This window comes from uncultured Granulicatella sp., from assembly GCF_963515615.1.
In the GTDB taxonomy this organism is placed as follows: domain Bacteria; phylum Bacillota; class Bacilli; order Lactobacillales; family Aerococcaceae; genus Granulicatella.
In genome coordinates, this window is sequence record NZ_CAUPZT010000002.1 from 71,683 (window position 1) to 98,079 (window position 26,397).

The window sequence follows — 26,397 nt, forward strand, 5'->3', positions numbered from 1 at the left end:
ACATTAGAGAGTTTAGGAAAAAATTAAAATTTCAGTTGACAAATATTAAAATGATGATATTCTATAGTCAATATCTAATGATATACAAAAAAGAGTGGAGGTAATTCTATGCAAAATTTGATAACAAAAGAAGTTAAATTAAAGATGATTCCATGGTTGTTGATTGGTATTTTTGGGAGCTTACTAACATTAGGAATTCCTTATTTAGTACAGTCATTATTAGATAATGGAGATGGGAAAAATATTTTTCAAAATGTTATGCTCATTGTTGCACTTCTATTTATTCAGTTAGTATTATCATTCAGTGCTCATTATGGGTTATTAAAAATTGGGGAAAATACTGTACTTGATTTTCGTATGAAAGCTTATGAGAGTGTTCTTCAAAATGAACAAGAATCTCAAAAAAGAAGTGGAGAATCTGCTGGTGAAATTATTGAAGTAAGTAAAAAATTAAAAAACTTTATCGTTTTCCAATTACCAACTTTTATTCAAAGTATTGTGACGATTGTAGGTATTTTGATTTTCTTATTTATTTTAAATTGGAAATTATCTGTTGTCATTTTATTAGGAATTCCTTCAATCTTTTTAATCTTAAATCCAATGAGTAAATTAGTTTCTAATATTAGTCAGTCTGAACAAAAAGTAACTATCAAAGTGATTGGACAATTAGGAGAGTATTTTAGAAATCGTACATTCTTTTTAGCGAATAATGCTACAGAACAAAGTAAACAAAAGATGAAAGAGTCATATTTAGAATTGTATCAACAATCTGTAAAATTAGGATTCTTTGAAGCGTTAATGCAGCCTTTTTCATTATTTTTTATAACGATTGTATTAAGTTTCATTTTCTTATTTGGTGGCTTATTACTTTCTAGTGGTGAGATGACGATTGGAATATTTATTTCATTCTTAATTTACATCTTTATGTTATTAACACCTGCAAGTTCTGCCGCTAGTTTTTTAGGTGAATTATCTAAATTACAAGGATCAATGAGTGATTTATTAGAATTGATTCGTAAACCAATTACAGCTCAACAAAATACTGGAGAAGTGATTGATTTATCAGATGCAACAATCCAATTATCAGATGTTTCATTTGGTTATGAAGAAATAGAAGTATTAAAACATATTTCAATGGAAATTCATTCTGGTTCAACCGTAGCGATTGTTGGTCCATCGGGAGCAGGAAAGAGTACATTGTTAAGTCTTTTATTAGGAATGATACAACCAACTAATGGACAAGTTTGCATTGATTCTATTGATTTAAGTGGAGTGAATCTACAAGAATATAGAAATCAAATAGGCTATCTTGCACAAAATGAAACATTATTAGCAGGAACAATTTTAGATAATTTAACGTGGGGATTGAAGGAAACGGTAAGCCAAGATACGATTAATCAAGCTTTGAAAGATGCGGAAATCTATGATTTTGTATCAGCATTACCACAAGGAATTCATACTAATGTTTCAGAATTAGGGGATAATTTTTCAGGGGGACAACAGCAACGGTTGGCATTTGCTCGTATTTTATTAAGAAATCCAAAATTAATTTTCTTAGATGAAGCAACTTCTTCATTAGATAGTATTTTAGAACATAAGATTATTCAAACACTAGAGCAGGAATATCGTCATCTAACAAAAGTCATGATTGCTCATCGACTATCAACGGTTCAAGATGCCACTCAAATTTATTTCCTAGAAGATGGAAAGATCACTGGAGTAGGAACTCACTCTGAATTATTAGAATCACATCCTCACTATCAAGAATTTGTAAAAAAACAAATGATTCATCAATAGTGAGTAAAATATAAGTCTAGTGCAAATGGTGATGCTGTTACACATGCACTAGGCTTTTTATTGTGTTACATTTGAATCGTTTGACAAGAATGCGTATTATGCGTATAATTCTAATTGTAAGGAGGTAACTATATGCCGCTTACAGGAAAAGAGATGGCAAAATTGGCAAGACAACATGGGTGGAAAGAAATCCGCCAAAATGGAAGTCACCATCATTTTAGTCATCCAGATTTTGAGTACATAGTAGTAATTCCTATTCATGGTAATAAAGATTTAGGAAAAGGACTTGAACTCAAAATCATGAAAGATTTGGGGTTGAAATAATACCCCAATCTTTTAATATGATATAGAGGTGAAAGTATGTTAAAATCATATCCTGCAATATTTCATAAGGAAGATGATGGTAGTTTTTGGGTAGAATTTCCTGAATTTCATGGTGGAACACAGGGGGATTCGCTTGAAGAATCTATGAAAAATGCGAAAGAAATGTTAGAGAGTGTGTTGGCATTGTACATCGATGAGGGAAAGGAGTTACCAACTCCAACAGATATTAATACTTTAACAGTAGAAAATGGATTTGTTAGCATGATTCTTGCTGATCCAACTCCCTTTATAAGAAATAATAAGGCAATTCGAAAGAATGTTACAGTACCTGAGTGGCTAGTGAGACTTGCAGACCGACAAAGTATCAATTACTCAGAAGTTCTTACACAAGCATTACAAAATCAGTTAAAAGTATAGAGTATAAATTGAAGAAGACTTTTGCATCCGCAAAAGTCTTTTTTAACGTTTTCTTTCAATGACAAAGCAAATAGGTGGTTGGTTTTGTTGGTTGATAAATTGATACTGCAATACAGTCCATTCATGTTGGTCTAATGTTGGAAGAAATTGTTGTAATTGAGATAATTCTGTATCTCCACCTTCATGTCCCCAATAACACACTAATACGATGCGACCACCAATTGTTAATTGTTCCATTATGGATTCAATTGCACGAATGGTGGAATCGGGAGTAGTGATAATTGATTTATCACTTCCAGGTAAATATCCTAAATTAAAGATGGCTGCTTGAATCGGTTGTTGAATATAAGTAGTTAAATTTGCATGTGAATCACAAATGAGTTGAATATTTTCTTTTGTATCTAATGTTTGAATTTTTTCATTTGTACGAAGTAGTGCTGCTTCTTGAATATCAAAAGAGAAGACTTTTCCCTCTGCTTGAACAAGCTTTGAGAGAAAAATGGTATCATTTCCATTTCCCATTGTTGCATCTACCACACAGTTCCCTGGTTTGATACATTCTTGTAACATGGAATGGCTGAATTTTTGGGCATTTTGAATCATTTGTAGAACTCCTTTACCAAATCTTTAACATTTATTACAAAAGGTTTACGGTTGTTAAGAGTATACAACGTTTGCTTTGTTCGTGCAACGTTCCCCTATGAATAAAAAAAGTTTCACCTATAATGGATAATGAATGAAGTAGGAGGATTGAGAAATGTTAGAGACTAGAAATGAACGAATTTTAAGAATAAAAAAAGAAAAACAATCACAAAAAGTACAAATGATGAATCAATCGTTAAAAAGATCATTCATCGTAATGGGGACAACAGCCTGTGTGGGGTTATATGTGTCTCCTGTTGATCAATTATTATCTGCAAATTTTAGTGTAGTGGAAGCTTCAACTGCTGCTACACAATTTTTACGAAATATTATTCCTGCAGCACAAAATGTTGCAAGAGGAAAGGATATTTATGCTTCAGTTATGATTGCTCAAGCTGCGCTTGAATCAGGTTGGGGAACAAGTGCTTTATCGAAAGCACCAAACCATAATTTATTTGGTGTAAAAGGAAGTTATAATGGACAATCTGTTAATATGCAAACATTAGAAGATAGTGGTGGACAAAACTATTATAGTATTCAAGCTGATTTTAGAAAATATCCATCTTATCAAGAATCATTAGAAGATTATGCCGATAAAATTGTTAATGGAATTTCTGGTGCACCATTATTTTATTCTGGTGCTTGGAAGAGTAAGACGAATAGTTATCAAGATGCTACAGCTTATTTAACTGGTCGTTATGCAACGGATACTGCTTACGGTTCAAAATTAAATCGTATTATTGAACAATTTGGTTTAACAAAATATGATACAGAAACTGCTGTTAGTATGGCAGAGGAAATTGTAAGTAATGAAACAACTACAACAAGTGGAAATAGTTATACAGTTGTTAGTGGGGATAGCTTATATGCGATTGCTCGTAAAATGGGAACAAGTATCCAAGAATTATTAAGCTTAAACGGATTAAATTTAAACTCCATTATTCATCCAGGACAAGTATTAGCATTATCTTCCAAATCGGCATCAGCTGAAACAAAACAAGAAGAAAGTACTCCTAAAGAAGAAAAGGCAAGTGCAGAAACTACAGAAAGTACTAAACAAAATTCAACAGGTGGAACGTATACAGTTGTAAGTGGAGATGGTTTATACGCCATCGCTCGAAAAACAGGGACTGCTATTGAAGATTTATTAAGCTTAAATGGATTAAGTTTAAATTCAACTATTTACCCAGGACAAGTCTTAACCTTATCAGCAAGTAGTGAATCATCTGCAAATGAAGAAACTACTTCAACAGAAGAAAGTTCAAGTTCAACACAAGAAACACCAAGTGAAGAAAGTGCGGCAAGTTCAGAACAAGCTGCAACAGGCGGAACGTATACAGTCGTAAGTGGAGATGGTTTATACGCTATTGCTCGAAAAACAGGGACAAGTATTGAAGATTTATTAAGTTTAAATGGATTAAGTTTAAACTCAACCATTTATCCAGGACAAGTCCTAAAATTATCAGCGAATAGTGAAGCTGCTACAGCTGAAGAAAGTACAGAATCAACTACTGAGGAGACTCAAGAAGAGGCAACTACATCAGAAGAAACGACTCCTTCAACAAATGCAAAAATGTATTATGTTCATAGTGGAGATTCATTATACCGTATAGCACATAATCACGGAATTTCTTTAACAACTTTATTAGAATGGAATCACTTAAGTGTCGATAGTATCATTCACCCTGGTCAAGGGTTAATTGTTTCTGATGGATCAAGTAGTTCATCTGAAGAAGCAGCACCAACTGCAGAAGTGTCAGAAGAAACAAGTTCAAGTTCTGCAACTACTTATACCGTTCAACCAGGTGACGGCTTATGGCGAATTGCAAAAAATCATGGGTTAACATTAGATGAATTAAAATCAATCAATCAATTAACTTCTAATATTATCCAACCAGGACAAGTCTTGATTGTTTCAAAATAAATTGATATAATGCTAGTAAATATTAGCAGACAAAGGAATAGTAGAAGTTTGGATTGTAGTAGAGAGTGCATGGTTGGTGAAAATGCATCATGAAAAATTTTGAACTCGCCTTTTAGCTGAATTTCTGAAATGAAGTAAGAAATTCCGTTTCACTCGCGTTAAGAGTATGTTAAGTATAAAATTAGGTGGTACCACGTGGAAACGTCCTATTGTCTTTAGAGACATTAGGGCGTTTTTTAGGTATTTCCGGAAAAGAGGGTAAAATTATGTCATTTAATCATCATGAAATCGAACCAAAATGGCAAAAGTTTTGGTTAGATAATCATACATTTAAAACTACAGAAGATAAAGGAAAGAAAAATTTCTATGCACTAGATATGTTCCCATATCCATCAGGACAAGGATTGCACGTAGGGCATCCAGAAGGATATACAGCTACTGATGTTGTTTCACGTATGAAACGTGCTCAAGGGTATAATGTATTACATCCAATGGGATGGGATGCGTTTGGGTTACCAGCAGAACAATATGCTTTAGATACAGGTAATGACCCTGCTGAATTTACATTGAAAAATATTGCTACTTTCAAACGTCAAATTCAAGAACTAGGATTTAGTTATGACTGGGACAGAGAAATTAATACAACAGATCCAAATTACTATAAATGGACTCAATGGATTTTTACAAAATTAGTAGAAAAGGGTTTAGCATATGAAGCAGAAGTACCGGTTAACTGGTGTCCTGCATTAGGAACAGTATTAGCTAATGAAGAAGTTATTGATGGAAAATCAGAACGTGGTGGACATCCTGTTTATCGTAAACCAATGAAACAATGGATGTTAAAAATTACTGCTTATGCGGATCGTTTATTAGAAGATTTAGATGACTTAGATTGGCCAGAAAGTATCAAAGATATGCAAAGAAACTGGATTGGTCGTTCTAAAGGGGCACAAGTAACCTTTAAAGTAAAAGGTTCAGAAGAAAGTTTTGAAGTATTTACAACTCGTCCTGATACATTATTTGGAGCAACTTATAATGTGTTAGCACCTGAACATGAACTTGTTCAAAAAATTGTGACTCCAGAACAAAAAGAGGCAGTGGATGCTTATATTGCTTCAGTTGCTACTAAATCAGATTTAGAACGTACAGAATTAGCAAAAGAAAAAACAGGGGTATTTACAGGAGCTTATGCGATTAACCCTGTTAACGGAAAAGAAATTCCAATTTGGATTGCAGACTATGTATTAGTTAGTTATGGAACAGGAGCCATTATGGCAGTGCCTGCTCATGATGAACGTGACTATGAATTTGCAAAAGTATTTGGATTAGACATTATTCCAGTTATTGAAGGTGGAGATGTTACTCAAGAAGCTTATACTGGAGATGGTGTGCATATTCATTCTGAATTTTTAGATGGCTTAAATAAAGCAGATGCAATTGAAAAAATGAATGAATGGTTGAAAGAACAAGGCGTTGGAGAAGCAAAAGTAAGTTACCGTCTACGTGACTGGTTATTCTCTCGTCAACGTTATTGGGGAGAACCAATTCCTGTGATTCATTGGGAAGATGGTACAATGACAACTGTTCCTGAAGAAGAGTTACCATTAGTATTACCAAAAACAGATAAAATTAAACCAAGTGGTACAGGTGAATCACCATTAGCAGCTATTGAAGAATGGTTATATGTCACAGATAAAAAGACAGGATTAAAAGGACGTCGTGAAACAAATACAATGCCACAATGGGCAGGAAGTTCATGGTATTTTGTTCGTTATATTGATCCGCATAATCAAGAACAAATTGCAGATCCTGAAAAATTAAAAGAATGGTTACCAGTTGATTTATATATCGGTGGAGCAGAGCACGCAGTATTACACTTATTATATGCTCGTTTCTGGTATAAAGTGTTATATGATTTAGGAGTTGTTCCTAATAAAGAACCATTCCAAAAATTATTTAACCAAGGGATGATTCTTGGTGAAGGTAATGAAAAAATGTCTAAATCAAAAGGAAATGTTGTGAATCCGGATGATGTTGTTCGTCAATATGGGGCAGATACATTACGTCTATATGAAATGTTTATGGGACCATTGGATGCTTCAATTGCTTGGAGTGAAAAAGGTCTTGAAGGAAGCCGTAAATTCTTAGAACGTGTTTGGAGATTATTAGTGGACGAAGAAGGTAAATTACGTGACCGTATTACAACTTTCAATGATGGTTCATTAGATAAAATTTATCACCAAACGGTTAAGAAAGTTACAGAAGATTACGAAGCTTTACGCTTTAATACAGCGATTTCTCAAATGATGATTTTTGTAAATGAAGCGTATAAAACAGAAGCACTTCCAGTTCAGTATATGAAAGGTTTAGTTCAATTATTAGCACCAATCGCTCCACACTTAGGAGAAGAATTATGGTCTAAACTAGGCGCAACAGAATCTATTAGCTATGTTGCATGGCCAACTTATGATGAAGCTTTCTTAGTAGAAGATGAAGTAGAAGTAATCTTCCAAGTAAATGGAAAAATTAAAGCTCGTGTGATGGTTCCAGCAAATAGTGATGCAGCCACAATGGAAGAAATTGCAAGAAATCATGAATCTGTAAAATCAGCTATTGAAGGAAAAACAGTTCGTAAAGTTATTGCAGTTCCAGGGAAATTGGTAAACATTGTAGCCAACTAATTAGATAAAATGATGGTGGGAGGGGTTCTTTTAAAAAGAACTCGCTCCTTTTGCCGTTATGAGATGTAGAAAAGGAGATATCATGATTTATTTTGATAATTCAGCAACAACAAAAATTGCTCCAGAAGCATTACAATCATATGTTCAAACAAGCGAGCGTTTTTGGGGAAATCCTTCAAGCTTACATCGACTTGGAGGACAAGCCTTTCAAGTATTAGAAAAAGCAAGAGAACATATAGCAACACTATTAGGTGCTAAAACAGAAGAGATTTATATTACTTCTGGTGGAACTGAAAGCAATAACTGGGCCATTAAAGGTACTGCTCTGGAAAAAAGAGTGTTTGGGAATCATATTATTACGACCAAAATTGAACATCCCTCTGTTTTAAATACAGTGAAACAATTAGCTCAATTAGGATTTGAAATCAGTTATTTAGATGTCAATGACAAAGGTGAAATTTCACTGGAGCAATTAGAATCTATGCTTAAAAAGGAAACAATTTTAGTTTCTGTTATGGCGGTCAATAATGAAATAGGTGTGAGTCAAAATATCGAGGAGATTTCTCGCATTCTGGAACATTATCCATGGGTTCATTTTCATGTGGATGCGGTTCAAGCTTTAGAACAAGTTCCAGATTTATTAGCGCTTGGACGAATTGATTTATTAAGTTTATCTGCTCATAAATTCCATGGACCACGTGGTGTTGGAATACTTTATAAAAAAGCAGGAAGAAAAATTCAGTCGTTATTAACAGGTGGAGGTCAGGAAAAGACCGAACGTAGTACAACTGAAAACTTACCAGGAATTGTGGCTACTGCTAAAGCAATGCGTATGTATTTAGAAGCTCCCCATCCTATGAAGGAAATTCGAGACTATTTATGGAATTTTTTAGAAAAACAACCTCAAATTAAAATTTTCTCTCCAAAAGAGGGAGTAGATCATATTCTATGCTTTGCTTTAAAAGGGGTTCGTGGAGAAGTGCTAGTTCATGCTTTTGAAGAGGAAGAGATTTATATTTCAACAACTTCTGCTTGTTCAAGTAAAAAATCCGATAGTTCGAGTACCTTAGCTGCGATGAATGTTCCAGATTATTGGGCAACAAGTGCTGTTCGTGCTAGTTTTTCATATTTGAATACAATGGATGAAGCAAAACAATTTGTAGAAGTGTTAGAAAAATTAATGAAAAAATTTGAATTTTTAAAATAAAGGAGTGAAAAAGTGAAAGTTAGATTATTAGTAAGATATGGGGAATTATCGACTAAGGGACGTAATAAAAAAATGTTTACGCAAAAATTAGCCAATAATATTAAAAAAGCACTGATGAATTACCCTCAAGTTCGAGTATTCCCAGATTATGATTTTATGTACTTAGACTTAAATGGAGTTCCTCAAGAAGAAATTATTCCATTACTAAAACCAATCTTTGGTATTCAGTCATTTTCTCCTGTCTATATTTTAGAAAAAGAGATGGAGAAAGTGAAAGAAGTCGTATTGGACTTAGTTGGAAAAGAAAATCCAAATGGTAAAACATTTAAGATTGCCACAAAACGTAGTGACCATGAATTTGTAATGGATACGAATGAGATTAATTTATTTTTAGGAGATGCAGTATTAGAAGCTTTTCCAGAAATTCGTGTACAATTAAAACAACCAGATATTACGGTTCGTGTAGATGTTCGTCGTCAACATATTATGGTGAGTTTACAAACGATTCAAGGTGCGGGAGGTTTACCAGTTGGAACAAGTGGTAGAGTCTCCTTAATGTTATCAGGAGGAATTGATTCTCCAGTTGCAGCTTATCTTGCGATGAAGAGAGGAATGGAAGTACAATGTGTGCATTTTGCTAGTCCGCCTTATACAAGTCCTCAAGCATTGGTGAAAACAAAACAACTTGCTGCAAAAGTAGCAATCTATGGAGGAAGTTTACAATTCTTCACGGTTCCATTTACAGAAATTCAAGAAGAAATAAAAAAGGCTGTTCCGGAAAATTACTTAATGACGGTTATGCGTAGAATGATGCTACGAATTACAGATCAATTACGTGAGAAAAACCATGGATTAGCCATTGCGAATGGTGAATCAGTAGGACAAGTAGCTTCTCAAACATTAGAAAGCATGATTGCGATTAATGATGTAACCAATACGCCAATCATTCGACCAGTTGCCACAATGGATAAATTAGATATTATTGCCATTGCACAAGAAATCGATACGTTTGAATTATCCATTCAACCATTTGAAGATTGCTGTACTGTTTTTGCACCACCAAGTCCAAAAACAAAACCAAAATTAGAAAAAGCAAGAGAATACGAAGCAAGATTGAACGTAGAAGAATTAGTGCGAAGAGCAGTAGAAAATACAGTAGTAGAAGAAATTACTCCAAATTATGTAGCAGAAGAAGTAGAAAACTCTGTTGAGATGGATGATTTGTTCTAATAGAAAAAAGGAGACAGGCGGAAAACGCCTGTCTCTTTTTTCTATTGTTGGAAATATTCTTTCAAAGCACTTGCGATACTTTTAGCAATATTTTCTTGATATTCCGTTGACTCAATTAATTTATTGTCATCCGGATTATTTAAATAACCTAATTCTAAAAGAATAGAAGGTTGTTTATTTTCACGTAATACTAAGAAGTTTTGGAATTTTGTTCCTTGGCTCTTCAATGTTAAATTACGTGCAATATATTTATTAACGGTTTGTCCCAAGTTTTCACTTGTTGATGCAAAGTAATATCCGGTTGTTCCTGATGCATTTGAATTTGGACCGGAATCAAAGTGTAAACTAATGAAGGCATTTGCTTTTTCTCGATTACTCAATTGAGCACGATTTTCTAGGCTAACACTCTTATCAGATTCACGAGTTAAAATAACAGTTGCACCTAAATTTTCTAATTCTTTTTTCAATAATAGGGCAGTTGTTAAGGTATGATCAGCTTCATGTTTCTCACTAAAAGTAACAACAGCACCTGGATCATCTCCACCATGACCTGGGTCAATGACAATTTTTGCATGCTCAATTCCTTGTGGAAGTTGAGAATCTGACTCTATCGTAGCAAAGTTTGCATTCACTAACCAATAAGGGATATACGCTTTTTTACTATTCCCAATAGTTACTTTATAAAAATCATTTTCACGATCTTCATAATTAAAGATTGTTCCAGCATTTACAGTACTAACACGTTTTGAAAATGCATCAGCAGTTTCATATAAAGGTGTTTCTTTTAATTTTGTAGAAATCATCTTTTTAGCATCTAATGTTTGAGGTAATCCTGCTTGTAATTTATATAATTCATTCATATGATCGACAGCATAGTTTAATTGATTATTGTCAACATAACCTTCTTGTCCATTATAGGAAACTTTAGAGAAGTTTGATTGTTGATCATCTAATAAATAAAATAATTGTCCATATGGAATGGAAGTAACTACTTGTGATTGAGCATTTGCTTCTTTATATAGAGAGACAGCACCGCTTGAGTGTCCAATCATTAAATGTGTTAACAGGACATCTTTTGTAGGCATCCACGCAACTTGTTGATGAAATTGAACTTGAAACCATTCATCATTCACTTTTTTTAATACTAGAACAAATTCTCCTTTTTTAACTTCCGCAATTGGAAATTGTTGAGTATTTGGTTCTTGATATAATTTGACAGAAGTGTCACTTTCTACAGCAGCTACTTGAGCAACTAGAGACTTGTCAAGTTTTTCATTATTTTGAGCTTCATCTTCATGAGTATCATTCGAAGCAACCGTTGACTGAAGCTGCGATGAAATTGGAGAAGGATTCGCATCTAAAATTGGTACAATTGAAAAACCAAAGGCAAGAAGGAAAGCACTAAAAGTGATGAAATATTGAACGTTTTTATTTTGAATAATAGATTTAACGTTTTCCATAGGCGCTCCTTTTTATAATCCTATTTTAATCTTATATTTCTTATTATACCAATTATGAAAGTGTTTGAAAAGCAAAAGGTAAGGCTTTAATGTTTAGGATCTGATGGAAATTTAATAAAAGGGTTAATGCTTGCTGAATCTTGATTTGTCACGTAAAATAAAAGGTGATTTTAGCAAGGAGGAAGATAGATGTTATTAGGATCTCATGTTTCCATGAGTGGAAAAGAAATGATGTTATTATCTGCAAAAGAAGCAGCAAGTTATCAAGCAAATACGATGATGGTGTATACAGGAGCACCGCAAAATACAAGAAGAAAACCAATTGAAGAATTAATGATTTCTCAAGGGCAAGCATTTATGCAAGCCAATGGAATTGAAGAAGTAGTCGTGCATGCACCTTATATTATTAATTTAGCAAATACAACTAAAGAAGGTTACTTAGATTTTGCGATTGAATTTTTAAGAGAAGAAATTCGTCGTGCAGAGGCTATTGGTGCTAAACAAGTTGTCCTTCATCCAGGTTCTCACGTTGGAGCAGGAGTCGATGTAGGAATTGCACAAATTGTAAAAGGATTAAATGAAGTCATTGATAAAAATCAAAAAGTTCAAATTGCACTTGAAACAATGGCAGGGAAGGGGACTGAATTAGGTCGTAGTTTTGAAGAAATTGCACGCATGATTGACGGTGTTACTCATAATGACCGTTTATCTGTGACATTAGATACTTGTCATATTCATGATGCAGGGTATAACTTAAAAGAAGATTTTTCTGGTGTAATAACAGAATTTGATAAAGTAATCGGATTAGATCGCTTGAAAGTCTTGCATATCAATGATTCTAAAAATATCTGTGGAGCCCAAAAAGACCGACATGCAAACTTTGGATTTGGAGAAATTGGTTTTGATGCTTTAATGCAAGTAGTATCAGAAGAAAAGTTTAAAAATATTCCTAAAATTTTAGAAACTCCTTATGTTGGAGAAGATAAGAAAAATCAAAAACCACCTTACTTATATGAAATTCAAATGATTCGTCAAAATCAATTTGACCCAGATTTACTTTCAAAAATTATTAGTCAGTAATAGGAGGAAGTTTTATGCCACACAATCACGAACACGATTGTTGCCACAAACATGAAGAAAAACACCAACATTTAAGTAAAAATGAAAAACAACATCATTACTGCCATTGCCATCATGGACAAATTGAGCAGGCGATTCAATTATTAAAACAGGCAGGCTTCAAATATACGAGTAAACGTGAAAAAATTATTGAAATTTTTAGCCATGAAGATCGCTATTTATCTGCTAAGCAAGTACAACAACTATTAGAAGCAGATTTTCCAAATATGAGTTATGATACCATTTATCGTAATTTATATGATTTTACGGATTTAGGTATTTTAGAAACAACGGAATGGAATGGTGAAAAATTATTCCGTTTTGGTTGTAGTCATGAGGGACATCATCATCATTTTATTTGTGAAAAATGTGGGCGTACTAAAGAAATTGAGTTTTGTCCGATGACTTATTTTGAGACACAATTAGAGGGTTGTGAAGTACATTCGCATCGATTTGAAGTATTTGGATTATGTGAAAAATGTGCCCATACAGCTTCTTAAACTAGAGTCAAAATTGAATTTTTTCGGTAAAATTTTTAGACTATCTAATTGACAATTGAGCAAACCTTTTCTATAATAAAAAAAGGACATTTCGTTTGTTTGGTTATTCTATTCAAAAGAAAACAGTTACTTTTAATGCTCGGAGGGAGGGAATAGGATATGTCAAAAACAGTTGTTCGTAAAAACGAATCACTTGATGATGCTCTTCGTCGCTTCAAACGTACTGTTTCAAAAACTGGTACTTTACAAGAGGCTCGTAAACGTGAGTTTTATGAAAAACCAAGTGTAAGACGTAAGAAAAAATCAGAGGCAGCTCGTAAACGTAAGTTCTAGTCAACTCTGTGTATCATATGACTAAGTAAAGGCTGGGATTTACGTCTCAGTCTTTTTCGTATTTTTAAGGAGTGAAAATCATGAGTTTAAAAGAAACATTGAATAATGATATTAAAACAGCTATGAAAGCTAAAGATAAAGAAACTTTAGCCGTACTAAGAATGATTAAAACAGCTGTTCAAGCAGCAGAAATCGATAAAAAAGAAGAATTAAATGCTGAAGAAGAATTAACAATTTTAGCACGTGAAGCAAAACAACGTCGTGAATCATTAGCAGAATTTGTTAAAGCAGGACGTGATGAATTAGTTGCGAAAACAGAAGCTGAAATTGAAATTGTAGAACGTTACTTACCAAAACAATTATCAGTAGAAGAAGTAAAAGAAGTCATTGCAACAGTAGCTGAAAAAATTGGTGCAACAACTCAAAAAGAATTCGGTAAATTAATGGGTGCTGTTATGCAAGAATTAAAAGGAAAAGCAGACGGCAATGTGATTAAAGAACAAGTAAAAGCTCATTTAGGATAATAATGGTTTAAACAGACTTTTATTAATTTCAGAATGAACGAGAAGAAGATTTCATTTTCGGAATAAATTTTGTCTAAAAAGGTCACAGTGTAAATGAGTCTAAGATAATATGCTTGAAAAATAACGATTAGAAAGCTAAAATTGAATCAAAGATGAGCGGTCGGCTCATGTTCAATCTGATATTAAACTTGAACATAAGGGTCAAGCGGATGGCGGACATCAAAAAAATCCGAAATTAAACTTGAACATAAGGGTCAAGCGGGTGGCAGACACCAAAATAAACCGACTAGAGAACGTCCCAAATTGTTGGGACGTTTTTTTACTAAGCATGATTCATGCGCAAAAAAATGTATAATGCTAGGATTACAGTAATCTTAATGAAGGGCTGAGGTTCAGCCGGCAAGGAGTCACAAATTTTTTGTGGCTTTTTTGTGTTCTATAAGACAATAATCAAATCACACTAAATTCATAGTAAGAACTGTCAAAAATATGCTATAATAGTGCTACATACAGTAAATGGAGGTTAACAGTGTGGTAGAACAAAATTATAAACAAGCGTTAGAAATCCAAGATCATCCACAACTTGTTCAATTATTTGGTTCACAGGATCAACATTTGAGATTATTGGAAGAAACGTTTGAAACACTCATTACTCATCGTGAAGAACAATTGTTAATTTCCGGTGAAGAGGAGTCTGTAAAGCAAACAATCCTATTATTAGAACAACTACAAGAATTAATAGCACGTGGAATTTCAATTTCTCAAACGGATATTGTAACAGCGATTAAAATGGCTAAAAGAGGCACATTAGATTATTTCCTAAATTTATATAATGAGGAAATTGGTCGAACCTTTTCTGGTAAACCTATTCGTGCAAAAACATTTGGACAACAACAATATATTCATGCAATAAAGAAAACAGATATGGTGTTTGGGATTGGACCTGCAGGAACTGGTAAAACTTTTGTTGCAGTTGTTATAGCGGTTCAAGCTTTGAAAAAAGGTCAAGTCAAAAAAATTATTTTAACACGACCAGCGGTTGAAGCTGGGGAAAATTTAGGATTTTTACCAGGGGATTTAAAAGAAAAGGTTGATCCATATTTACGTCCAATTTATGATGCGTTATATGCCATTTATGGAGTAGAACATACGAATCGTTTATTGGAACGAGGAGTTATTGAGGTAGCTCCACTTGCGTATATGCGTGGACGTACATTAGAAGAAGCATTTATTATTTTAGATGAAGCACAAAATACAACAAGAGCTCAAATGAAAATGTTCCTAACTCGTTTAGGATTTGGCTCAAAAATGATTATTAATGGGGATAAAACGCAAGTAGACTTACCAAAGGGAAGTCATATGAGTGGTTTAGTGGATGCAGAAAATAAATTAAAAGGTATTAGTGGTATTTCTTTTGTGGAATTTGATGCATTTGATGTTGTTCGACATCCATTAGTGTCAAGTATTATTGATGCCTATTCAGAACAAGGTGAATAAGTAAGGAGTAAATGAAAAATGAGACAGAAACTGCGAAAATTTCAGGAAGTTTTGGGCATTTTCTATTTGCCCTTACTTCTTTTTTTAACATTCATCGCATTATTAGCGATTGGGTATAGTAGTGTTAAACCAACAACATATACTGTTGAATTAAATCAAGTTGCTAAAGAAACAATTCGTGCGCCAAGAACCTTGGAAGACAAAACACAAACAGAAAAGAATCAACAAATAGCAATGGATGCTGTTAGTGATGTATTAGTGTTTGACCAAGAACGTTTAACGAAACAATTGACGAATATTCAGCAATTTTTCCAAGCAATTAAGTCTGTTGCATCCAAAGCATCCGCTGAAATTATTAAAACGGATCAAAGTAATTCCTCTGAAGAATCTGTGACAAGAGTAGCAACGACTCAAGAAAGAGTTCAATATTTTAAGAAATCACTTGAAAAAGAGAATCAGTCTATCAGAGAGTTTGCGATTTTTATTCCGGATAAATATATTTCGCAATTATTACAAGCAAATAGTGAACAGTTGGCTTCTTATGAGAAGACATTAAAATCAGTTGTAGAAACTCAAATGAAAAATGCTATCAGCGAAAGTACTGTTACAAAAGCTCAAGAAGAAGCGAAGAAGACATTGTTTTATAGTGATTACTCTGATACAGAAAGAGATTTATTAGGACAATTAGTTACGGTTTCAGTTATTGTCAATAATGTTGTAGATAAGGAAGCAACTCAAAAAGCAAAAGAAGTAGCTAAGGCAGCCGTTAATCCTGTGAAAATTTTGCAAGGTCAAGTTCTTGTTCAAGAAGGACATGTCATTTCGAATCAAGACATTCGTTTATTGGAATTGTTTGGATTAAGTAATAGTAAGCCTAATTACCATGAGTTATTGAGTTATATTGTATTTCTTTTTGCAATAGTAGTTTTTCTAGCGGTTTATTATCGTCAAACAATTGCACTATCGAGTGATACAGTAACTGTAATGTCGGTATTTGCTTTGATTTTTGTTGCTGGAGTATTCGTGTTGAAAATTTTAGCTCTGATACAAAATAAAGGTGTAGAACATATTGGATTAGTTTTCCCAATCTCTGGGTTTGTTTATCTCTTATATCGTTTAACAAAGAGTTTAAGATTAACAATTGTTTCAATTGTATTAATGCCGATATTTTCATGGTATTATTTTTCTCAGACAACGAATATTTTACACTTAATATTAACAACTGTATTTCTTTCCATTATTGCATGGATTGGAATTATTCATGAGGAAATTTGGAAAAATCAATTATGGATGAAACGTTTTTTCAAGCATTTATTTTATCCTGTTTTACTAGGTTTTCCATTTGTTTTCTATAGTAATTATGAATTTCAAACACAACAAACCGTGTTTATCTTTTTATTTTTACTATTAAGTGGATTTTTATCGTTTTTATTACCGGTAATATTAATGCCTTATTTATCCTATGTGTTTGAAGATAGTTCGGTATTATTATGGGCGGAATTATCGAATCCGAATCAACCATTGTTAAAAGATTTGATTACACAAGCACCTGGAACGTATCACCATAGTTTAATGGTGGCAAATATTTCTGCAAACTGTGTAGAAGCAATTGGTGGCGACTCTCAATTAGCTAGAGTAGCCTGCTATTATCATGATATTGGAAAATTAGAGCATCCATTATTCTTTATTGAGAACTTACCTGGAAATATGGAATCGCCTCATAAAATGTTAAGCGCTGAAGAATCGGTGCATATTATTTTTAACCATGTGACAAAAGGGGTAGAAATTTTAAAACAACACCAATTACCTCAAGGAGTTATTGATATTTGTGCACAACATCATGGCACAACATTGATGAAATATTTTTATGCAGAAGCGTTAAAAAATAATCCGGATGTAAAAGAAGAAGATTTCCGTTATCCAGGACCAAAACCTCAGACAAAAGAGGCAGCCATTATTAATATCGTGGATAGTGCAGAAGCAGCAACTCGTGCGATGAAAGAACCTACCTTAGAAAAGGTAGAAGCGTTAGTTCATTCTATTATTATGAATCGATTGGAAGATGAACAATTTGTAGAATGTGATATTACGATGAAAGAAATAGCAATTGTAGAAAAAATGATTGTGACATCTTTAAATGGTACATTCCATTCAAGAATTGAATATCCAACAATCAAAAAACAAGAAGCGAAATAGGAAGGAAATATTATGTTTATTGAATTAATAGACGAAACAGAAGTAGTAAAAGAAGAATATCAAAAATTAGTAGAAGATGTTGTATCATTTGCGAGTGACTATTTACATTATCCAGAAAATCGTGAATGCTGTATTTCATTTGTATCAAGTGAAAGAATTCGTGAGATTAATCGTGATTTTAGAAATATTGATAAAGTAACGGATGTGATTAGTTTTGCCTTAGACGATGAAGAAGAGGATATGGATCCAATTAAAAACTTTATGGCTTCAGATGAAAATTTTGTGACTTCCATCGGAGATATTATTATCTCAGTGGATCGTGCAAAAGAACAAGCAGAAGAATACGGACATAGTTTAGAACGTGAATTAGGATTCTTAGCACTACATGGTTTCTTGCATTTAAATGGTTATGATCATCAAACAGAAGAAGAAGAAAAAGAAATGACAGGCTTACAAACAGAAATTTTAACAGCCTATGGTTTAACGAGAAATGCATAAACAAGTTGAGAAAAATCATCATTTCAAACAATCCATGAAGCATGCTGTGAATGGCATTCAAACGGTATTTCAAGATGAGAGAAATTTTAGATTCGATGTTATTGCTGCAATAGTAGTTGTTATCCTTGGTTTTTTCTTAAAAATTGAAAGAACAGAATGGTATTGGATTGTATTTTGTATCTTTTTAATGTTTATTTTAGAAATGTTAAATACCGTTGTAGAACAATTAGTGGATTTAATGGTAGAACATAATTATCATTTAGCCGCTAAAAAAGCAAAAGATGTAGCAGCGGGTGTCGTATTAATGGGAGCAATCTTTGTTCTTTTGATGGCTTCTGGAATTTTTATTCCAAAGATTGTACAAATGTTTTTATAAGGAGAGAAATATGTCAAAACAATTTAAATCGGGTTTTGTAGCAATTGTTGGTAGACCAAATGTAGGAAAATCTACCTTTATGAATTATGTTCTAGGGCAAAAAATTGCCATTATGTCGGATAAGGCTCAAACAACACGTAATAAAATTCAAGGGGTATATACGAATCAAAATTGTCAAATTGTCTTTTTAGATACTCCAGGAATTCATAAACCGAAGCATGAATTAGGGAACTTCATGGTAGAAAGTGCTTATTCTGCATTAAAAGAAGTAGATGCTGTATTATTTATGGTAAATGCTGCAGAAAAAAGAGGTCCTGGTGATGACTTCATTATTGAGAAATTAAAGAAAATTAAAACACCTGTATTTCTAGTGTTGAATAAAATTGATTTAATTTCTCCAGATGAATTATTAGACCGAGTTGAATCATATCAAGAAACGATTCCATTTGCAGGCATTATTCCAATTTCAGTTTTACAAGGAAACAATGTTCAAGAATTGATGATAACTTTAACGAATCATTTACCAGAGGGACCTCAATATTATCCAAGTGATCAAATTACAGACCATCCAGAATATTTCGTTGTATCTGAGTTAATTCGTGAGAAAATCTTGCATTTAACAAAAGAAGAAATTCCTCATTCAGTTGCAGTTACTGTAGATAAAATGCAAAAAGATGAATTTGATAAAGTACATGTTTATGCCAATATTATTGTTGAGCGACCAACTCAAAAAGGAATTATCATCGGTAAAGGTGGTAAATTACTGAAAGAAATTGGTGTGAGAGCAAGAAAAGATATCGAACAATTACTTGGAAATAAAGTATATTTAGAATTATGGGTTAAAGTTGAAAAAGATTGGCGTAAGAAAAAGAGCCATTTACAAGACTTTGGCTATCGTACAACAGACTATAAAGATTAAGGTGACTTTATGGAATACTTTCAAAAGTTTACCGGCATTGTTTTATTTCGACAAGAATATAAAGAACACGATATGATTGTTAAGATTTTCTCTCGAGAATTTGGCAAGCAAATGTTTTTTGTAAGAAATTTACAACGCTTGAGCCATCCTTTATCTGCTGCAACGTTACCCTTTACAAGAGCTGTTTTTATTGGAACCATTCATCAAAATGGATTTAGTTTTATTAGGGAATGTCTTGAAGTACAAAATCATCGACGGATTTATGAACAAATTGAAGTTCAAGCGGTCATGACGTATATGATGCAATTAGTCGATGCTGTAATGGAAGATCGAATCGTGAATACTGAGTTGTATGATTTATTAGAAAATTGTATTCGTGCGGTGGAAAATGACTTAGATCCATTTATTTTAATGCATTATTTTGAATTAAAAATGTTAAAATATTTTGGTGTTGGATTTCAATGGCAAAATTGTTGTTTTTGTGATGAGTCAGTTGGACCATTTGATATTTCTTTGAAGCATCAAGGAATGCTGTGTTCAAGACACTATGATAAAGATGAGAAGAGATTACAACTAAGTCCGAAAGCAGTACATATTGCGAGAATTCTTGTTGCAATGAAATCACCTTTACAAATTCAATCATTGAGTCTATCTACTGAAACAAAAGCTGATTTAAAAAGACTTTGTGACTCATTAATGGACGAATATGTAGGAATTCGATTGAAGGGGAAAAAGTTTATTGATCAAATGCAAGATTGGCAGACTCAATTGCAAATTCGGCGGAACAAGACAGAAGAATAATAAAATTACTAATAAATAAAATGGGCGATAGAATTTAAATCTATCGTCTTTTTTGCATACATTTAATGCAATTTTCTCAGTAGATTATTAGAATTTAAGCCGTTTTCGTGATACACTTAATAGGATGAAATAAAACGGAGGTATGAGATGTACGAATATCTTAAAGGAGAATTAGTGGCTATTCAGCCAACGTATATTGTCATAGAAAACCATGGAATTGGATATCAAATTATGTTTGCAAATCCTTATCGTATTCAATCAAAATTGAATGAAGTGATTCGAGTAGAACTTCAACAAATTGTTCGAGAAGATTCGATTACATTGTATGGCTTTTTAAGTGATGAGGAAAAAGAATTATTCCAAAAATTAATTAGTGTTTCTGGAATTGGACCAAAAAGTGCAGTATCGATTTTAGCAAATGATGATGTGAATGGCTTTATCCAAGCAGTAGAATCAGGCAATATTACGTATTTAACAAAATTCCCTGGTGTGGGTAAGAAGACTGCACAACAAATTGTATTAGATTTAAAAGGAAAATTCTCGAATATTGTAGTGGAAGAAGTAGTTACTCCAGAAGTAGAGACTGCAACTGGAATGAAACATCTAGAAGAAGCAAGAGAAGCATTATTAGGATTAGGATATTCTGCAAAAGAAATTACAAAAGTTTGGAAAGAGTTAGAAACAGCAGCTCCTAAAACAACTCAAGAAGCATTATCTATTGCCTTTAAATTATTGATGAAATAGAAAGGAAGAATTGTGTGGAAGAACATCGATTTGTAGATGGTAGTCCGTTAGACGAACAAGAAGTTTCAACGGAATTATCATTACGACCACAAAATTTACAACAATATATTGGTCAACAAAAAGTAAAAGAAGAGTTATCCATTTATATTCAAGCAGCACGTAGTAGGCAAGAAGCTTTGGATCATGTCTTATTATATGGCCCTCCTGGATTAGGGAAAACGACTCTAGCAATGGTCATTGCAAATGAATTAGAAGTAGGAATAAAAACAACAAGTGGACCAGCCATTGAACGCCCTGGAGATTTAGTCGCATTATTAAATGATTTAAATGCTGGAGACGTTTTGTTTATCGATGAAATTCATCGCTTACCTCGTGTAGTTGAAGAAATGCTTTATTCTGCAATGGAAGACTTCTTTGTTGATATTGTAGTAGGACAAGGGCCAACAGCCCATCCCGTTCATTTTCCATTACCACCTTTCACTTTAGTAGGTGCGACAACTCGTGCGGGCGCTTTATCTGCTCCGTTAAGGGATCGTTTTGGAATTGTGTCTCATATGGAATATTACGATGAGGAATCATTAACCGAAATTGTTAAGAGAACAGCTAGCGTATTTGAAAGTGACATTCATGAAGAAGCTGCTCGAGAAGTTGCCCTTCGTTCAAGAGGAACACCACGTATTGCGAATCGTTTATTAAAACGTGTCCGTGATTTTTCTCAAGTTTATGAAGAAGGTGGCATTTCAAAAGAAATTACGCAAAAAGCTCTTAAAGTCCTTCAAGTAGATGAAAAGGGCTTAGATGCAATTGACCGTAAATTACTAAATGCTATGATTGATTTATATGATGGTGGACCAGTAGGATTAGGAGCGATTGCTGCCAATATTTCAGAAGATGCTGAAACAATTGAAGATATGTATGAACCGTATTTATTACAAATTGGATTTATTAAGCGAACTTCAAGAGGAAGAATGGTAACGCCAGAAGCTTATGTTCATTTGAACAGAAGATATTAGATAGAAAGATGGAATAAGAATGAATTATACAACTCAAGATTTTGATTTTGATTTACCTGAAGAACTGATTGCTCAAACACCTTTGAAAGATCGAACTTCTTCAAGATTATTAGTCGTTAATAAAACAGAACATAGTGTAGCAGACAAACATTTTTCTGAAATTATTGATTATTTAGAAGAAGGCGATACATTAGTGGTCAATAATACAAGAGTATTGCCAGCGAGATTATACGGAGAAAAAGAAGGAACAGGTGCTCATATCGAAGTATTATTACTGCACAATACTCATGGAGATTGTTGGGAAACTCTTGTAAAACCAGCCAAAAGAATGAAAGTTGGAACACTCGTATCGTTTGGTGATGGACGATTAAAGGCAACTGTGACAGAAGAATTAGAACAAGGTGGAAGAATCATCGAGTTTCAATATGATGGGGTATTTTTAGAGATTTTAGAATCGTTAGGTGAAATGCCATTACCACCGTATATCAAAGAACGATTAGATGACCAAGAACGTTATCAAACCGTTTATGCAAAAGAAAATGGCTCTGCAGCTGCACCAACAGCAGGATTACATTTTACAAAAGAATTAATGGAAAAAATTCGACAAAAAGGTATCCAAATTGTTCCAATTACCTTACATGTTGGATTAGGGACATTTAGACCCGTTTCTGTTGATCATTTAGAAGACCATAAAATGCATTCGGAATATTATCATATTTCAAAAGAAACAGCAGAGGTCATTGCAGAAACGAAGAAAAATGGAAAACGAGTTATTGCTGTAGGGACTACTTCGATTCGTACATTAGAAACAGTAGGTTCTGCTAATAATGGAGAAATTGTTTCATGTAGTGGATGGACAGATATTTTCATTTCCCCAGGGTATGAATTTAAAGTAGTGGATGCCTTTATTACGAATTTCCATCTTCCAAAATCAACATTAGTGATGTTAGTGAGCGCTTATTTAGGGCGTGATTTTACATTAGAAGCTTATCATCATGCGATTAGCGAACGTTATCGTTTCTTTAGTTTTGGAGATGCTATGTTTGTTCATCGATAAAGCAACAGTAGAAAATTGAGAGTGATGTTTGTTTATCGTTAAGTGAACAGTAGAAATTGGAGATGAGTACATTGTCTTTTGAACAATTAAAAGAGCAAATCATGCAGGATGAAGAAAATTTAATTTATACGGAGCAAGGAATTGAACCATTATTTTGGATTCCGGAAACAGCTAAAATTTTAATTATCGGTCAAGCACCAGGATTGAAAGCTCAAGAAAGTCGTAAATTTTTCTGGGATAAAAGTGGAGACCGTTTAAGAGAATGGCTGGGAGTTGATAAAACGTTATTTTACGAATCAGGATTATTTGCAGTCGTTCCAATGGACTTTTATTATCCTGGAAAAGGTAAAAGTGGTGATAAACCACCTAGAAAAGGATTTGCACCAAAATGGCATCCATTAGTTTTACCATTATTGAAACAGGTTGAGTGTATTTTATTAGTTGGCTCATATGCACAAAATTATTATTTAAAAGAAACGAAAAAAGAGAATTTAACTGAAACGGTAAGAAGTTATCAAGAATACTTGCCAAAGTATTTTCCATTGGTACATCCTTCTCCTTTAAATATAAGGTGGATGAAGAAAAATCCATGGTTTGAAGAAGAAGTATTACCTGAATTAAAATTGATTGTAAAAAATAGTATAAAAAAGGAGAATGAATGATGTTTATTACACGACACAATAACCCATATGAATTAAAAGGAGAATTACCAACAGTAGGAGAAAAAGCTCCTCACTTTTCATTAGAATGCATTCATGGAGAGATTAAAACTCCAGAATCATTTGCTGGAAAAGTAACCTTAATCAGTGTTGTTCCAGATATTAATACTCGAGTTTGCGATATTCAAACAAAAGCCTTCCATAAAAAAATGAAAGAACATTCAAGTATTCAATTAGTCACGATTAGTAAAAATAACAAAGATGAATTTAAAAATTGGTGTTCAGCAAATGATGTTGCAATGGAAATGTTATGCGATGTTGATTTTACATTTGGAGAAGCATATGGTATTTATGTTCCTGAATTAAGCGTAGATCAACGTTCAATTTTTGTGTTGGATCAAAATGGAACAATTGTTTATCAAGAAATTGTTCAAGAAATGACAGATGAACCAAATTATGATGAAGCCATTCGAGTAGCATTAACTCACTTATAAAAGGGGGAGAAATAATGGAAAACGTTAGTTTATTTCCGCCAATAGAACCTTATAATGAATTTTATTTAGAAGTTTCTTCAACGCATCAAGTATTTGTGATGGAATCAGGAAATCCAAATGGAAAACCGGTTATTATTGTTCATGGTGGACCAGGCGGAGGCTCGAGTCCGGTTACCCGTCAATTATTTAATCCGGAGGTTTACCGTATCATTCAATTTGACCAACGTGGTTGTGGAAAAAGTGTACCTTTTCTTTCATTAGAGGAGAATACAACTCAACATTTAGTTTCTGATATGGAGAAAATCCGTGAAAAGCTAGGAGTTGAAAAATGGATTGTGTTCGGTGGTAGTTGGGGGACGACTTTATCCCTTCATTATGCGATTCAATATCCAGAAAGAGTTATAGGATTGATTTTAAGAGGGATTTTCTTAGGTAGACAAGAAGATACCGATTGGCTATACCAAAAAGGAGCTAGTGATTTCTTCCCAGATCAATTTGAGCCTTATTTGAATCATATTCCAGTTGAAGAACAAGATGATTTAGTAACAGCTTATTATAAAAGGTTGACCAGTGAAGATTCATCTATTCGATTAGAAGCTGCTCGTCAATGGGCTAGATGGGAAGACGGCATTGTGACCTTATTACCTAGGGAAACTATTCGTGAGGAATCAGATGAGGACATGCTTGCGATTTCCATTATGGAATGTCATTATTTCTACCATCATTGCTTTGTAGAAGATGATAATTATATTCTTAATCATGCAGATACATTAAAAGATATTCCAATTAAAATTGTTCATGGTAGATATGATGTCGATTGTCGTCCGAGTGGGGCATATGACTTACATCAAAAATTACCACATACCGAATTAGTCTTTTCTACTGCGGCAGGACATGCGCAAATGGAACCATCAACGGTGAAGGAACTGTTGAGATTTGCCAGAGAATTTGAATAAGTTATTGGTTCATTGAAACCCTAAAATCTACCGTGAATTTATCGTTTGCGGTAGATTTATTGAGTCTAAAATATACCAGGAGAGGAGAAGGGGATAAAAAGATTTGAACCTCAAAATAAATGTTGATAAATCAAGGTTTTGACGTGATTTTTTTATTGAAAAATTACTAGAAAAATAGTAAAATGAGGTGTTTGGATATATTATTTTTTGTGAAATTTTTATTTTAAAAATTGTATATATAATCCTGGCAATTATTATGAACGTGAAAGGAGAAAACTATGAAAAGAAAACATCATAAAAAATCATTCGATTGGTACGGAATGAAACAACGTTTTTCGATTCGAAAATATCATTTTGGTGCAGCGAGTGTATTAATTGGGACAACATTATTTTTAATGGGAAGTCCAAGTGTATTAGCTAGTGAATTGGGTACAAGCCAAGGGACTAATACAGAATTAATTAGTAAAACAGAAAAGAAAACAGAGACTCCTAAAGAGGTAGTTTCAAAAGAAAAGTTACAATCATTACTATCAGAGTTGAAATCATTGATTACAGAAGTGTCTGCTTCTAAATTAGGTTCAGTTGAAAATCAAGAAAGAATCTACCAAAAGGCAGACTCTATTTTGCATGAAAATGAAGCAACGCAAGAAAGTGTGAATGAACAAGTATCCCTAGTTCAAAATTCAATTGACTCATTAAAACGATTGAAAGAGGAACAAGCTCAACAAAAATCTAATGAAGAAACAGTTGGTAAAAAGGAAGTTGCAGAAAAAGAAAAAACAGAAACTGTAACGACTGAGGAAAATAAAACTGTATCAAAAACAGAAGGAATCTCTAATAACTCAACCAATAAAGATACTTCAAAAATTGAGAAAGTAGAAACAACTATTGATAGTTCAGATTCTAATAAGAAAAAACTTGAAACTCTTGCACAGACTATAGAAGGATATCTAAAACCTGCTAATGAAATTACAAGACCTGAAACAAAAGAGTTGTTAAAAGGTGTGGAAGAAACAGTTCTTGCTGTTA

The 26,397-nt window shown here is 33.3% G+C and carries 26 protein-coding genes and 1 other annotated feature; of the genes, 24 read left to right on the plus strand and 2 right to left on the minus strand.

The window, feature by feature from the left end; all coding sequences use genetic code 11:
- The first annotated feature begins 108 nt into the window (after positions 1 to 108).
- The 3 genes from RYL55_RS01040 to RYL55_RS01050 all read left to right on the plus strand — a co-directional run bounded on the left by RYL55_RS01040 (position 109) and on the right by RYL55_RS01050 (position 2,538).
- Positions 109 to 1,797 carry an ABC transporter ATP-binding protein gene (locus tag RYL55_RS01040; RefSeq protein WP_315006507.1) on the plus strand — a complete coding sequence of 563 codons (1,689 nt, stop codon included), beginning with the start codon at positions 109 to 111 and terminating at the stop codon, positions 1,795 to 1,797.
- 132 nt (positions 1,798 to 1,929) lie between these two features.
- Positions 1,930 to 2,121 (plus strand): type II toxin-antitoxin system HicA family toxin, encoded by a 192-nt coding sequence (locus RYL55_RS01045; RefSeq protein ID WP_315006508.1) that lies wholly within the window; start codon positions 1,930 to 1,932, stop codon positions 2,119 to 2,121.
- Between the two features lie 36 nt (positions 2,122 to 2,157).
- Positions 2,158 to 2,538: a type II toxin-antitoxin system HicB family antitoxin gene (locus RYL55_RS01050; RefSeq protein ID WP_020991375.1), complete on the plus strand. Its 381-nt coding sequence runs from the start codon at positions 2,158 to 2,160 to the stop codon at positions 2,536 to 2,538.
- A 42-nt stretch (positions 2,539 to 2,580) separates the two neighbouring features.
- Here RYL55_RS01050 and RYL55_RS01055 read toward each other — a convergent pair whose 3' ends face one another.
- Positions 2,581 to 3,141, minus strand: coding sequence for a class I SAM-dependent methyltransferase (locus tag RYL55_RS01055; protein ID WP_315006509.1), 561 nt, complete (start codon positions 3,139 to 3,141; stop codon positions 2,581 to 2,583).
- Between the two features lie 154 nt (positions 3,142 to 3,295).
- Between RYL55_RS01055 and RYL55_RS01060 the strand changes: the two genes are divergently transcribed.
- From RYL55_RS01060 to thiI, 4 genes are all read left to right on the plus strand, one after another.
- Positions 3,296 to 5,104, plus strand: coding sequence for a LysM peptidoglycan-binding domain-containing protein (locus RYL55_RS01060; protein WP_315006510.1), 1,809 nt, complete (start codon positions 3,296 to 3,298; stop codon positions 5,102 to 5,104).
- 19 nt (positions 5,105 to 5,123) lie between these two features.
- Positions 5,124 to 5,316 (plus strand) — a binding site (T-box leader).
- Positions 5,317 to 5,370: 54 nt separating this feature from the next.
- Positions 5,371 to 7,785, plus strand: a complete 2,415-nt coding sequence (gene leuS, locus RYL55_RS01065) for a leucine--tRNA ligase (protein WP_315006512.1) — start codon at positions 5,371 to 5,373, stop codon at positions 7,783 to 7,785.
- An 82-nt stretch (positions 7,786 to 7,867) separates the two neighbouring features.
- Entirely contained in the window at positions 7,868 to 8,992 is a 1,125-nt protein-coding gene (locus RYL55_RS01070; RefSeq protein WP_315006514.1) for a cysteine desulfurase family protein, read from the plus strand.
- 12 nt (positions 8,993 to 9,004) lie between these two features.
- Positions 9,005 to 10,222 (plus strand): tRNA uracil 4-sulfurtransferase ThiI, encoded by a 1,218-nt coding sequence (thiI, locus tag RYL55_RS01075; protein ID WP_315006516.1) that lies wholly within the window; start codon positions 9,005 to 9,007, stop codon positions 10,220 to 10,222.
- 41 nt (positions 10,223 to 10,263) lie between these two features.
- Here thiI and RYL55_RS01080 read toward each other — a convergent pair whose 3' ends face one another.
- Complete coding sequence (locus RYL55_RS01080) at positions 10,264 to 11,682, minus strand: N-acetylmuramoyl-L-alanine amidase (protein ID WP_315006518.1); 1,419 nt, start codon at positions 11,680 to 11,682, stop codon at positions 10,264 to 10,266.
- 189 nt (positions 11,683 to 11,871) lie between these two features.
- Between RYL55_RS01080 and RYL55_RS01085 the strand changes: the two genes are divergently transcribed.
- The 17 genes from RYL55_RS01085 to RYL55_RS01165 all read left to right on the plus strand — a co-directional run.
- Positions 11,872 to 12,762, plus strand: a complete 891-nt coding sequence (locus RYL55_RS01085) for a deoxyribonuclease IV (RefSeq protein WP_315006520.1) — start codon at positions 11,872 to 11,874, stop codon at positions 12,760 to 12,762.
- A 14-nt stretch (positions 12,763 to 12,776) separates the two neighbouring features.
- The gene (locus RYL55_RS01090) at positions 12,777 to 13,301 is read left to right on the plus strand and encodes a Fur family transcriptional regulator (RefSeq protein ID WP_315006521.1); all 525 of its coding nucleotides are present in this window, start codon (positions 12,777 to 12,779) and stop codon (positions 13,299 to 13,301) included.
- A gap of 159 nt (positions 13,302 to 13,460) precedes the next feature.
- Positions 13,461 to 13,634, plus strand: a complete 174-nt coding sequence (gene rpsU / locus RYL55_RS01095) for a 30S ribosomal protein S21 (protein ID WP_005605651.1) — start codon at positions 13,461 to 13,463, stop codon at positions 13,632 to 13,634.
- A gap of 80 nt (positions 13,635 to 13,714) precedes the next feature.
- A complete protein-coding gene (locus RYL55_RS01100) occupies positions 13,715 to 14,158 on the plus strand; it encodes a GatB/YqeY domain-containing protein (RefSeq protein ID WP_006702494.1) in 444 nt (147 codons plus the stop codon).
- A gap of 516 nt (positions 14,159 to 14,674) precedes the next feature.
- Complete coding sequence (locus RYL55_RS01105) at positions 14,675 to 15,655, plus strand: PhoH family protein (protein WP_315006525.1); 981 nt, start codon at positions 14,675 to 14,677, stop codon at positions 15,653 to 15,655.
- A gap of 18 nt (positions 15,656 to 15,673) precedes the next feature.
- Positions 15,674 to 17,851, plus strand: a complete 2,178-nt coding sequence (locus tag RYL55_RS01110; RefSeq protein WP_315006526.1) for an HDIG domain-containing metalloprotein — start codon at positions 15,674 to 15,676, stop codon at positions 17,849 to 17,851.
- Positions 17,852 to 17,863: 12 nt separating this feature from the next.
- The gene (gene ybeY, locus RYL55_RS01115; RefSeq protein WP_314112102.1) at positions 17,864 to 18,349 is read left to right on the plus strand and encodes an rRNA maturation RNase YbeY; all 486 of its coding nucleotides are present in this window, start codon (positions 17,864 to 17,866) and stop codon (positions 18,347 to 18,349) included.
- Positions 18,342 to 18,725 (plus strand): diacylglycerol kinase family protein, encoded by a 384-nt coding sequence (locus RYL55_RS01120; protein WP_315006529.1) that lies wholly within the window; start codon positions 18,342 to 18,344, stop codon positions 18,723 to 18,725. Before ybeY ends, RYL55_RS01120 begins: the two co-directional genes overlap by 8 nt.
- Positions 18,726 to 18,735: 10 nt before the next feature.
- Positions 18,736 to 19,644 (plus strand): GTPase Era, encoded by a 909-nt coding sequence (era, locus tag RYL55_RS01125; RefSeq protein ID WP_315006531.1) that lies wholly within the window; start codon positions 18,736 to 18,738, stop codon positions 19,642 to 19,644.
- 9 nt (positions 19,645 to 19,653) lie between these two features.
- Positions 19,654 to 20,445: a DNA repair protein RecO gene (gene recO, locus RYL55_RS01130; protein WP_315006533.1), complete on the plus strand. Its 792-nt coding sequence runs from the start codon at positions 19,654 to 19,656 to the stop codon at positions 20,443 to 20,445.
- A gap of 147 nt (positions 20,446 to 20,592) precedes the next feature.
- A complete protein-coding gene (gene ruvA, locus RYL55_RS01135; protein WP_315006535.1) occupies positions 20,593 to 21,189 on the plus strand; it encodes a Holliday junction branch migration protein RuvA in 597 nt (198 codons plus the stop codon).
- 14 nt (positions 21,190 to 21,203) lie between these two features.
- Positions 21,204 to 22,202, plus strand: a complete 999-nt coding sequence (gene ruvB, locus RYL55_RS01140; RefSeq protein WP_314852218.1) for a Holliday junction branch migration DNA helicase RuvB — start codon at positions 21,204 to 21,206, stop codon at positions 22,200 to 22,202.
- A gap of 19 nt (positions 22,203 to 22,221) precedes the next feature.
- Complete coding sequence (gene queA / locus RYL55_RS01145; RefSeq protein WP_315006536.1) at positions 22,222 to 23,259, plus strand: tRNA preQ1(34) S-adenosylmethionine ribosyltransferase-isomerase QueA; 1,038 nt, start codon at positions 22,222 to 22,224, stop codon at positions 23,257 to 23,259.
- A 62-nt stretch (positions 23,260 to 23,321) separates the two neighbouring features.
- A complete protein-coding gene (locus tag RYL55_RS01150) occupies positions 23,322 to 23,921 on the plus strand; it encodes a uracil-DNA glycosylase family protein (RefSeq protein WP_315006538.1) in 600 nt (199 codons plus the stop codon).
- Positions 23,918 to 24,412 (plus strand): peroxiredoxin, encoded by a 495-nt coding sequence (locus RYL55_RS01155; RefSeq protein WP_315006539.1) that lies wholly within the window; start codon positions 23,918 to 23,920, stop codon positions 24,410 to 24,412. The genes RYL55_RS01150 and RYL55_RS01155 overlap by 4 nt, the downstream gene beginning before the upstream one ends.
- Positions 24,413 to 24,426: 14 nt before the next feature.
- Entirely contained in the window at positions 24,427 to 25,368 is a 942-nt protein-coding gene (gene pip / locus RYL55_RS01160; RefSeq protein ID WP_315006541.1) for a prolyl aminopeptidase, read from the plus strand.
- 278 nt (positions 25,369 to 25,646) lie between these two features.
- Positions 25,647 to 26,397: YSIRK-type signal peptide-containing protein (locus RYL55_RS01165; protein WP_315006543.1), on the plus strand; the 751-nt coding region annotated here is incomplete at its 3' end.

Excerpts from the sequence above, each read along its gene's own strand:
- RYL55_RS01040 (WP_315006507.1), top strand. The coding sequence starts at position 109 with ATGCAAAATTTGATAACAAAAGAAGTTAAATTAAAGATGATTCCATGG.
- RYL55_RS01045 (WP_315006508.1), top strand. The coding sequence starts at position 1,930 with ATGCCGCTTACAGGAAAAGAGATGGCAAAATTGGCAAGACAACATGGG.
- RYL55_RS01050 (WP_020991375.1), top strand. The coding sequence starts at position 2,158 with ATGTTAAAATCATATCCTGCAATATTTCATAAGGAAGATGATGGTAGT.
- RYL55_RS01055 (WP_315006509.1), bottom strand. The coding sequence starts at position 3,141 with ATGATTCAAAATGCCCAAAAATTCAGCCATTCCATGTTACAAGAATGT.
- RYL55_RS01060 (WP_315006510.1), top strand. The coding sequence starts at position 3,296 with ATGTTAGAGACTAGAAATGAACGAATTTTAAGAATAAAAAAAGAAAAA.
- leuS (WP_315006512.1), top strand. The coding sequence starts at position 5,371 with ATGTCATTTAATCATCATGAAATCGAACCAAAATGGCAAAAGTTTTGG.
- RYL55_RS01070 (WP_315006514.1), top strand. The coding sequence starts at position 7,868 with ATGATTTATTTTGATAATTCAGCAACAACAAAAATTGCTCCAGAAGCA.
- RYL55_RS01080 (WP_315006518.1), bottom strand. The coding sequence starts at position 11,682 with ATGGAAAACGTTAAATCTATTATTCAAAATAAAAACGTTCAATATTTC.
- RYL55_RS01085 (WP_315006520.1), top strand. The coding sequence starts at position 11,872 with ATGTTATTAGGATCTCATGTTTCCATGAGTGGAAAAGAAATGATGTTA.
- RYL55_RS01090 (WP_315006521.1), top strand. The coding sequence starts at position 12,777 with ATGCCACACAATCACGAACACGATTGTTGCCACAAACATGAAGAAAAA.
- rpsU (WP_005605651.1), top strand. The coding sequence starts at position 13,461 with ATGTCAAAAACAGTTGTTCGTAAAAACGAATCACTTGATGATGCTCTT.
- RYL55_RS01100 (WP_006702494.1), top strand. The coding sequence starts at position 13,715 with ATGAGTTTAAAAGAAACATTGAATAATGATATTAAAACAGCTATGAAA.
- RYL55_RS01105 (WP_315006525.1), top strand. The coding sequence starts at position 14,675 with ATGGAGGTTAACAGTGTGGTAGAACAAAATTATAAACAAGCGTTAGAA.
- RYL55_RS01110 (WP_315006526.1), top strand. The coding sequence starts at position 15,674 with ATGAGACAGAAACTGCGAAAATTTCAGGAAGTTTTGGGCATTTTCTAT.
- ybeY (WP_314112102.1), top strand. The coding sequence starts at position 17,864 with ATGTTTATTGAATTAATAGACGAAACAGAAGTAGTAAAAGAAGAATAT.
- RYL55_RS01120 (WP_315006529.1), top strand. The coding sequence starts at position 18,342 with ATGCATAAACAAGTTGAGAAAAATCATCATTTCAAACAATCCATGAAG.
- era (WP_315006531.1), top strand. The coding sequence starts at position 18,736 with ATGTCAAAACAATTTAAATCGGGTTTTGTAGCAATTGTTGGTAGACCA.
- recO (WP_315006533.1), top strand. The coding sequence starts at position 19,654 with ATGGAATACTTTCAAAAGTTTACCGGCATTGTTTTATTTCGACAAGAA.
- ruvA (WP_315006535.1), top strand. The coding sequence starts at position 20,593 with ATGTACGAATATCTTAAAGGAGAATTAGTGGCTATTCAGCCAACGTAT.
- queA (WP_315006536.1), top strand. The coding sequence starts at position 22,222 with ATGAATTATACAACTCAAGATTTTGATTTTGATTTACCTGAAGAACTG.
- RYL55_RS01150 (WP_315006538.1), top strand. The coding sequence starts at position 23,322 with ATGAGTACATTGTCTTTTGAACAATTAAAAGAGCAAATCATGCAGGAT.
- RYL55_RS01155 (WP_315006539.1), top strand. The coding sequence starts at position 23,918 with ATGATGTTTATTACACGACACAATAACCCATATGAATTAAAAGGAGAA.
- pip (WP_315006541.1), top strand. The coding sequence starts at position 24,427 with ATGGAAAACGTTAGTTTATTTCCGCCAATAGAACCTTATAATGAATTT.